An 8,504-nucleotide genomic window follows, 5' to 3' on the forward strand; every position below is an offset into this window, starting at 1 on the left:
TTTGATTATAACTCAAAACATTATAGACCAGCGTTCTTATAACAATGCTTATCGAGAGATAACATGGGCAGACTGCACTTTAAGGAAATATCTTAATAGTGAGTTTTATGATAAGTTTACAGACATTGAAAAATCAAGAATAATTCAGGTTATAAATAAAAATCTTGACAATCAGTGGTATGGTTCACCAGGCGGAATAGATACGCAAGACTATATATTTTTGTTAAGCATTGAAGAAGTCGCATGCAAATATTTTGGCGATAGCAGTTCAAAATTATATAATCGACCGAAAAATCAGCGATATTGGCTTCAAAGAAAAGATGAAAATAACATCAAACGAATAGCATGGGTAGAGCCGAATCTCGGTAAAGGTGTTTGGTGGTGGTGGCTTAGATCACCCGGTCGCGATAACAAAAAAGCCGCTTATATATTTGGTGATGGCAATATAGGAGTCCAAGGCAACAATATACAAAAAGGCAATAGAATCGATGGTAGATGCACAGGCGGGGTTCGTCCAGCCATGTGGATAAAGTTATAGTCTTTGGAATGTTGCAATTGGTTTAACTATAGTTATATAGAAAAAATTAAAAGGAGAAAAAAGAAATGAGCAACTACGAAAACGCGATGAAAATTTTGGATGAACTTTGCGGCAATGACAAAGAAGAACTTATTGCACTTGCAACAGTTGCTTCATCCCCCAATGCTGAAGGTAATCCTCGTCCTGCTGTGCGTATGATTTGCGCTTACTATGAAAACGGAGTGTTTTATGCTTCCACGAACGCAAAATCAAAGAAGATGCTGCAAATTGAAAAAAATAATGAAGTTGCAATAGCTGGACAAGGCTGGTATACTTTCCATGGGGAAGCCGAAAATCTAGGCTGGGTAAAAGACGAAAAGAATGCAGCAATTAGAGCAAAGTTTAAAAAAATCTTTGGATGGTTTGATGAAGACGGTGACGAGGACAATCCAGATTCAATCGTTTTGCGTATCACACTCACAGAAGGAGTCATTATAGATCATTCCAAAAAATACGGCAAGGGATATTATAAAATTGACTTTGTAAACAAAACAGTTGAGTAAAATTACTTAAAAAGATAAAAAGGGCTAAGTACTAAAAAAGTAATTAGCCCTTTTTAATTTAGTAAAAGACCAAGATTATAAAACTAGTATATAATTAAATTGAAATTCAAAAGGATCGAATACATGATTAATATTCTTTTTAGCGATAGTGCTTGTGGAAGTTAAAAAATTGCTCAAATATCAAAAAGGCAGTATTAGTGTAATAATCAGTAATAAAGATGGAAGCGCACCTACCAAAAAGGAAAATTGGCAGTAAATGAAACCAATAAAAGCAAAACTTGCTTGGGAAAATGCTGTACCTTTGGGCGAAGATACATCAGATATATATGGATTCAAGTTGGTTTTGAGCATAGGAGACATTTCTGAAAAATCAGCTTGGAATAAAATCCGCCAGCTAATAAGTTGTACCCTTATTACTGGCGGACATCTTAATATTTTTTATATAAAGTTTTTTTACTATAATTAACAAGAGGTTAAAAAGTTTAATTCAAGGTTTTTCCAAAAGGTCGTATTCTTGTAACATTATGAATTTGCTTTAATAATATTTTGATCGTCTTGTATTTTGATGACTGTTATTTTATTATTATTGTTTTGATTATTGTTTTGCGCATTTACCTCAATCTTATTGATTTGTTCTGCTGATTCACTTGTATTGCCCTGAGGGGTCAATTTGTCTTTTTTTATTGAACCAGAGTAGATCAACGCGATTTTAGCACAAGCGGGTCCGATTAATTCATACAAGACAGACGAAGCTAAAATTATTGTAAGCAGCATATTTCCCATATCCTCAGGTAAAATTCTTTGACCAAGGAATGCAAGACCGATTGCAACTCCGGCTTGAGGTATTAATGCCAAACCTAAATAATTTTTTACTTCTTTTGAAGTTTTTGCAATGACGCATCCTAGATAAGCACCAAGATATTTTCCAATAATACGTATAAAAAAATAGGATACGCCTATTATTCCCAATGTACTAAACGAACCAATATTCAAATTCATTCCTGATACGACAAAAAATATTGACAGTATAGGCGGTGTAAATCTTTCGATTTGTTTGAATAGTTCTTTGTCTTTGGTAATATTGATATATGTAGTGCCTAAAAGCATGCAAGATAGAAGGGACGAAACATCTACTGCAGCACATAAGGCAGATATTGCTAGAAGTAGAGATATAGTTAATATCAGTCTGCTGTCTTCGCTTCTTTTGGGTGATATAATTTTGCTTAAAATTACTCCGCCAATAAAACCAATTACCAAAGCGCCAATATTATAAACGATAGGCATTATGACTTCGCTAAAAGAAATATTTCCTCCAGCATTAGCGTTTACAAAGACAGAAGCTAAACTAAAAGCAATGAGACATACAGCGTCATCAAATGCGACTACTTGCAATAAGGTATTCACAAAATTACCGCGAGCATGATATTGTCTAATAGTTACCATTGTGCTTGCTGGTGCAGTAGCAGTTGCGATCGCGCCCAAAAGCAAAGAAAAACTCCAGTTCAAATGGAATAAATAACGCATTGCAATACTTACTAGAATTCCAGCCAATAAAGATTCCAATAGCGTGATTATAATAATGCCAAATCCGGTTTCTTTGAAAGTTTCTTTCTTAAAGAATCTACCAACGCCAAACGCTATAAATGCCAAAGCAATATCGCTGACAAAGCCCATGTTTTGGACCATATCACGAGGAATCAAATTGAAAACATAAGGTCCAATTAAAATGCCAGCAATAATATATCCAGTTACATTAGGCAATTTAACCAGTTTAGTAATGCGGGTCAAAAGAAAACCAGAAAGCAAAATTATTGCCAAAGCAAATAAAATACTTGTTATATTATTAAAATTACTTAGAAAATTAATCATTGGTTTTATTAAGCTCCTCTATATTATGCTATATTTTCAAATGCGGCTAAGAACACGCATGTTAAAGTCCAATATGATGACGAAATCAAACAACTAATAACATAAATAAGTTTTAATATGTTTCGTCTGTTACTAAAGCTAAAAATATAAAACTTTGCTCCTATAATTATTACAAGGCTTACATTTACTACGACTTTTATCCAAAGCAAATTCGTCCAGCTACTAACTACATCTGCAAAAAAAAAAGAGGTAAACAGAAAAGCATAAGCGCAACATTAGCTAAGAAAATTCCTGTCCATCCAAATTGAGCTTTTCCAAATTTGACAATCAAGTTGTAATGTGTATCATGATTAGTTAAACTTTGGGTTGGCATCAAAAAGTGATTATTAAAGTAGCTTGAAGAACAAGGCAGAAACTTAATTATATTAAAAATAAGGATGTGATAATCAAATATTAATTTTTGCTTCATAATTATTGCCTCCTGCCTTTGTTTCTGTTATATTATAGTCAAATTTTCTATAACGTAAATTTATATTTTGTTTGAATGATATAAAAAAACGTTATAATAATGGAGATATATAAAATGATTGATCCAAAACTTTATACTTTATTGGCAGTTGTAAAATATAATAGTTTTACACGCGCGGCTGAACAGCTTTCTTTGACACAGCCGGCTGTAACTCAACACATAAAACAATTGGAAAAAGAACTTAATATAAAGATTTTTAATCGTGCTGAAAATGAAATAAAGCCGACAAAAGAAGGGGAAATAGTTATAAAGTACGCTAAAAGGAACATTGCTTTGTATGAAAGGATGAAACAAAGCCTTTTGGATGAAAAACGCTTTGTTAGACGGCTTACGGTCGGAATTACTCACACCGCAGAAAGCAACGCTGTAGCAGAAGTTTTGGGCAGATACAGCTCAGAAAATCCTGGTACGATCATAACGATAATTACTGATTCTATAAATAATCTTTATAGCATGCTCAAAAATTACGAGATTGATTTGGCAGTTGTTGAGGGAAAAATACAAGATCCTAATATAAATACACTTTTACTTGATACTGACTCCTTGATGTTGGTGGTATCCAATAACAATCCATTGGCAAAAAAAAGCATGGTTACCATAAATGAGTTAAAAAAACAGCCTTTAATTCTTCGCAGACCCTCATCAGGGACAAGAAACCTTTTTGTCGCGCATTTGGAAAGCAATAACATGTCAATTAATGATTTTAATGTGATTTTGGAAGTTGATAATATTGCAACAATAAAAGATCTTATACGTCGAGATATCGGAGTATCTATCCTTGCCAAAAGTGTATGCCTTGATGAACTAAAAAAGGGCAAGATTACCGTACTTCCTATTGAAAATTTAAGCATGATTCGGGAAATTAATATTTTGTATCATAGGGATTTTAATCATAAAGATATTTTGCAGAGTATTATGAATGACTACAATAAAGTTGTTAAGTATTATAACACCTGAATAATTAAACAGGGGAAAAGAGCATGGAAATGGTTAATATAGGCACTAGAATAATTAACAACTATCTTATAAAGCTTGATAAAGGATATATGTTAATTGACACTGGTTATCATGAACAGTTTGCTAACTTTAAAAAGAGATTAAGAAAACATAACATTAATTTGAGCGATATTTCTTATGTTTTTTTAACTCATGCTCATGATGACCATGCAGGTTTTCTAAATGAGATTTTAGATAATTCTGATGCCAAGGTTATATTGCACCCTATGGCAGTAGAAAGATTGCGTAAAGGTCAAAATTCCTTTGACGGCGGATGTTCTAATTTTTTGGCGTTAACATTTTGTAAGATTTTAAAATTATTAGGCAAAGGCGAACATAGGTATCCGCCAGTAGATAGGCCAGAAAGATATATTGTCTTAGATGAATCATCAAAGCCAGGTTTAGAAGTACTGTTAGCTGGTACTATTATCAATCTTCCTGGTCATACAATAGATTCTATTGGATTGTTATTAAAAGATGGGTCGTTATTTTGCGGCGATGCTGCAATGAATGGTTTTCCTAGTTCTAATAAAATAACCATTTGGATCGAAAACTTGCAAGATTTCAAAAAATCATGGGAAGTTATGATTAAACTAAATCCTACTAAAATATATCCCGCTCATGGCAAGCCGTTTTTGAAAGAAGATTTAGAGAAAAACATTGACATGCTAGACAGGAGAAAGTTATATCCATTAAAATAATATTGTCTTAGAATAAAAATTAAATCACTTAAAATTTTATGTTGAAAAACGGACAAATTATGAAAAAAGTTAAAATCACAGTTATGAAGACCGCTTGTTATAAGGATTTGATTGAAAAATATGAAAATCCGATTACTCATGCCTGCGATATGAAAGAAGGACAGATTTTTATTGCCAATGGGTGGCAAAAACCTGAAGGCTTTTGCGACAGTGCATGGGACAGCGTATCAGCATTTGTGATGACGCTGGCTTACGGTGGTGAAGATATATATAATGGTTGGATGAAGAACAAAAAATCAGCAATGATTTCGTGTAATGACGGATTTCGTCCTGTAAGTTTTCTGCTAGAAACAATGGATGAGGATGCACAATAATATTTCTTCTTTTCTATATAAGCCAAAATAATTTGAAAAGTATTTTTTATTAATTTTGTGATAATCTACATCTTTTTTTGGGGATGGATTTTTGACCATGTTGTCCATGACAGCTCAATTTCTTTTTGAATAATTTCTGCTTCATAATGTTAAAACATATTACACCTCACAACTAATTAATCATAAAAATCAAAGTTAACATGAAAGTACTATTTTCGTGGTTTTTTCGACAAAAATATGATATTCTGATGTAGAAATGTTATTTTAAAAATATCTATTTTTTTAAGAGTATAAAAAATAATATGGAAATAATATTTAATTTTCTTTATCAGATTGTTTTTTCGATAGCGGTATTAGTGGTTTTTGGATTATTCCTTGCATATTGCCGTAAGTCATTTTGCAGAATATTGGGGTCAAGGGGTGTATTAATCTTATTAATAACAGGATTTGTTGGTGTACCTATTCACGAATTAAGCCATGCTTTTATGTGTCTTATCTTTGGACATAAAATTGTTGGTATTAAGCTATATCAACCTCTCAGTGTGGATGGATCGTTAGGCTATGTAAGGCACACATATAACCGCAAGAATTTTTATCAGCAAATAGGCAATTTCTTTATTGCAACCGCTCCTATAGTTTTAGGCAGCGCTTTTTTGTTGCTTTTGATGCTCTTGTTTGTGCCTCATGTTTTTTTTGAAGTGATTGCAAAATTAGATTTTAGTAATTTTTTATCAACAAACCTTTTTGAGTCTTCCACTTATGTAGTTTATCTTGAAAAGTTTAGAGATATTGTATGGATAATATTTGATTCTTCCAATATATATAATTTCTTATGGTGGATATATATTGTGCTTGCTTTGATGATTGCAAGCCATATGGAATTAAGCACAGCTGATTGCAGGTCTGCTATCAAAGGATTTTTTTATGTAGCTTGTGGATTATTGATAGCAGATATAATAATGTTTTTTGTTTCAAAATCAGCTCTAAAAACGTTACTGCTGCAATGACTTCAATTACGCTAGCTTTGGCTGGTTTGATGGCAATTTCAGCATTGTTTTCAGGATTGTTGGTCTTAATCGCGCTTATTTATAAAGGTATATTAAGACTCTCAAAAAGAAGACGCTATGTTAAGACTCCTTATAAAGTCAGTTACAAAACTCCTATAAAAAATCAATCGCCTAGCCGTATTACGAGTTCATATCATAAGATTAAACCTCTCCATAAAACTGTGCCTAGTGAAACACATAGATATCGTCACAGAACTCGTCATCCTGCAAGATTCGGGCATCGGCATAGAGCTAACCCTCATGGTAGATCGAGCTTTAGAAATAGACCTAGACCTTGAAACCATATTAAAAAACTTTGATTTTATAAAATTAAAATCATTAATTTTTGATACTAAATGGAAAGGAGCAAAGTAATTTTTGAAAATCAACAGATTGCTTGAAATAGTTATTCTTTTGCTGAATAGGGGAACGATTACAGCAAAGGAACTTGCAAATAGATTTCAAGTATCGATAAGGACGATCTATAGAGATATTGATGTTTTATCTTTGGCAGGCGTACCGGTTTTGACTAACAAAGGCAACGGCGGCGGAATTTCCCTTTTGGAAAACTATTCTTTCAACAAGACGCTACTATCAGAACATGAAAGCGAAACTTTGCTGCTGGCACTAAAGACGCTTCAAGCAACAAAATACCCTGAAATTAATCTTATTCTTGAAAAAATAAGCGCAGTATATAAACATGTTAATTCTTCGGATTGGGTACATATTGATTTTTCGCCCTGGGCAAGCAGACCGAATGAATTCAATAAGTTTATTGAAATAAAAAAAGCAATTTTAGACAGAAAACGAATTTCTTTTGATTATATCAATTCAATGGGTGATAAATCATCAAGAGTGGCTGAACCTATGAAAATGATATTTAAGGGACAAGCTTGGTATCTTTTGGCGTATTGTAATATAAAAAATGATTTTAGGACTTTCAAGATATCAAGAATAAAGAATGTTAAGGTTTCAAATGAAGAATTTGAACGAAGACAATATATTGAAAAAAATAAAGATGATTTCCAAAATGCACAATCTTTTATTAGTTTAAAGCTTAAGTTTTATCCTCAGGTTTTATATAGACTTTATGATGATTTTGATGAAGAAATGCTTCAAAAAAACAATGATGGATCCTATATAGTTCAAGTTGAGTTGCCAGAAGATGAATGGGTTTATGGGTATTTATTGTCATTTGGCAGTTTTGTAGAGGTTTTGGAGCCGCAACATATTAGAGACATTATTGCAGACAGGGCAAAAAAGCTGTTACAGTATTACAAAAATTAATCAAGTCTTTTCTCAAATATGACATACTGTTGTCATTTAAACACTATAAAATGATAAAAAGACAAGCTATTTTTGATTTAAAAAAATATTAGGGGGTGTTATGCCAATTAAAAATGTACTTAATGTAACTAAAGTTGGATTTGCTGGAAACACAGGAGATAATCGTACGCCAGAGGATTTTGCTTTTCCTGCTTGTATGACTTCGCTTATGGAGTCTTTGGGAGAGAACTATCCTATAAAAAATTTCAATGAACATAATATTAGCTATTTTATGCGTACAGGTAATATAGAGTTTATTGCTGCATCTGGAATTGCATTTGGGTTCCTTTGGCATGAAGAATATTGTTTGAGCTGTCTGGATTTAATGCAAGTCAATGAGCATAACACTACTATAAAAAATGCTTTTGACTGGGCGGGATATGAATATGAAATAATCGAAAAAGCCCAAGATGAAAACAATCAAGAATATATAAAAAATAAAATTATTAAGTCAATAGATGATGGTATTCCTGTATTGGCTTTTGGTATTATTGGACCGCCTGAATGTTTGATTATTAGCGGTTATGACGAAAACGGCGATGTATTAATAGGATGGAGCCATTTTCAAGATTTTGAACCATGT

Annotated in this window: 12 protein-coding genes; 10 read left to right on the forward strand and 2 right to left on the reverse strand. The window is 32.6% G+C overall.

All coding sequences use genetic code 11. The features are described from left to right. From VIL26_03445 to VIL26_03455, 3 genes are all read left to right on the forward strand, one after another. Nucleotides 1-538: DUF6273 domain-containing protein (locus VIL26_03445; protein ID HEY8389987.1), on the forward strand; the 538-nt coding region annotated here is incomplete at its 5' end. A 65-nt stretch (nt 539-603) separates the two neighbouring features. Then, nucleotides 604-1,080, forward strand: coding sequence for a pyridoxamine 5'-phosphate oxidase family protein (locus VIL26_03450; protein HEY8389988.1), 477 nt, complete (start codon nt 604-606; stop codon nt 1,078-1,080). Nucleotides 1,081-1,336: 256 nt separating this feature from the next. Beyond that, a complete protein-coding gene (locus VIL26_03455) occupies nt 1,337-1,546 on the forward strand; it encodes a hypothetical protein (GenBank protein ID HEY8389989.1) in 210 nt (69 codons plus the stop codon). Between the two features lie 56 nt (nt 1,547-1,602). Here the strand turns inward: VIL26_03455 and VIL26_03460 are convergent, their stop codons facing one another. After that, a complete protein-coding gene (locus tag VIL26_03460; protein ID HEY8389990.1) occupies nt 1,603-2,949 on the reverse strand; it encodes a cation:proton antiporter in 1,347 nt (448 codons plus the stop codon). 226 nt (nt 2,950-3,175) lie between these two features. After that, the gene (locus VIL26_03465) at nt 3,176-3,418 is read right to left on the reverse strand and encodes a hypothetical protein (protein HEY8389991.1); all 243 of its coding nucleotides are present in this window, start codon (nt 3,416-3,418) and stop codon (nt 3,176-3,178) included. A 114-nt stretch (nt 3,419-3,532) separates the two neighbouring features. Here VIL26_03465 and VIL26_03470 point away from each other — a divergent pair, with 114 nt between their 5' ends. From VIL26_03470 to VIL26_03500, 7 genes are all read left to right on the forward strand, one after another. Then, on the forward strand, nt 3,533-4,435 hold the full coding sequence (locus VIL26_03470) for a LysR family transcriptional regulator (protein ID HEY8389992.1): 903 nt from the start codon (nt 3,533-3,535) through the stop codon (nt 4,433-4,435). Nucleotides 4,436-4,458: 23 nt separating this feature from the next. Next, nucleotides 4,459-5,175, forward strand: coding sequence for an MBL fold metallo-hydrolase (locus VIL26_03475; GenBank protein HEY8389993.1), 717 nt, complete (start codon nt 4,459-4,461; stop codon nt 5,173-5,175). Between the two features lie 59 nt (nt 5,176-5,234). Next, nucleotides 5,235-5,549: a TIGR04076 family protein gene (locus tag VIL26_03480; GenBank protein HEY8389994.1), complete on the forward strand. Its 315-nt coding sequence runs from the start codon at nt 5,235-5,237 to the stop codon at nt 5,547-5,549. 302 nt (nt 5,550-5,851) lie between these two features. Next, a complete protein-coding gene (locus tag VIL26_03485) occupies nt 5,852-6,556 on the forward strand; it encodes a hypothetical protein (protein HEY8389995.1) in 705 nt (234 codons plus the stop codon). Next, nucleotides 6,553-6,894 (forward strand): hypothetical protein, encoded by a 342-nt coding sequence (locus VIL26_03490; protein HEY8389996.1) that lies wholly within the window; start codon nt 6,553-6,555, stop codon nt 6,892-6,894. Before VIL26_03485 ends, VIL26_03490 begins: the two co-directional genes overlap by 4 nt. Nucleotides 6,895-6,973: 79 nt before the next feature. Next, nucleotides 6,974-7,882: a YafY family protein gene (locus VIL26_03495; GenBank protein HEY8389997.1), complete on the forward strand. Its 909-nt coding sequence runs from the start codon at nt 6,974-6,976 to the stop codon at nt 7,880-7,882. Nucleotides 7,883-7,982: 100 nt separating this feature from the next. Beyond that, the coding region (locus VIL26_03500) for a hypothetical protein (protein HEY8389998.1) at nt 7,983-8,504 on the forward strand (522 nt) is incomplete at its 3' end.

The sequence above is a fragment of the Clostridia bacterium genome (assembly GCA_036562685.1).
Classification (GTDB): Bacteria; Bacillota; Clostridia; order Christensenellales; family DUVY01; genus DUVY01.

Bases quoted from the DNA above. Each gene is read 5' to 3' on its own strand.
- VIL26_03480 (HEY8389994.1), top strand. From the start codon at position 5,235: ATGAAAAAAGTTAAAATCACAGTTATGAAGACCGCTTGTTATAAGGAT.
- VIL26_03460 (HEY8389990.1), bottom strand. From the start codon at position 2,949: ATGATTAATTTTCTAAGTAATTTTAATAATATAACAAGTATTTTATTT.
- VIL26_03490 (HEY8389996.1), top strand. From the start codon at position 6,553: ATGACTTCAATTACGCTAGCTTTGGCTGGTTTGATGGCAATTTCAGCA.
- VIL26_03465 (HEY8389991.1), bottom strand. From the start codon at position 3,418: ATGAAGCAAAAATTAATATTTGATTATCACATCCTTATTTTTAATATA.
- VIL26_03470 (HEY8389992.1), top strand. From the start codon at position 3,533: ATGATTGATCCAAAACTTTATACTTTATTGGCAGTTGTAAAATATAAT.
- VIL26_03455 (HEY8389989.1), top strand. From the start codon at position 1,337: ATGAAACCAATAAAAGCAAAACTTGCTTGGGAAAATGCTGTACCTTTG.
- VIL26_03485 (HEY8389995.1), top strand. From the start codon at position 5,852: ATGGAAATAATATTTAATTTTCTTTATCAGATTGTTTTTTCGATAGCG.
- VIL26_03475 (HEY8389993.1), top strand. From the start codon at position 4,459: ATGGAAATGGTTAATATAGGCACTAGAATAATTAACAACTATCTTATA.
- VIL26_03450 (HEY8389988.1), top strand. From the start codon at position 604: ATGAGCAACTACGAAAACGCGATGAAAATTTTGGATGAACTTTGCGGC.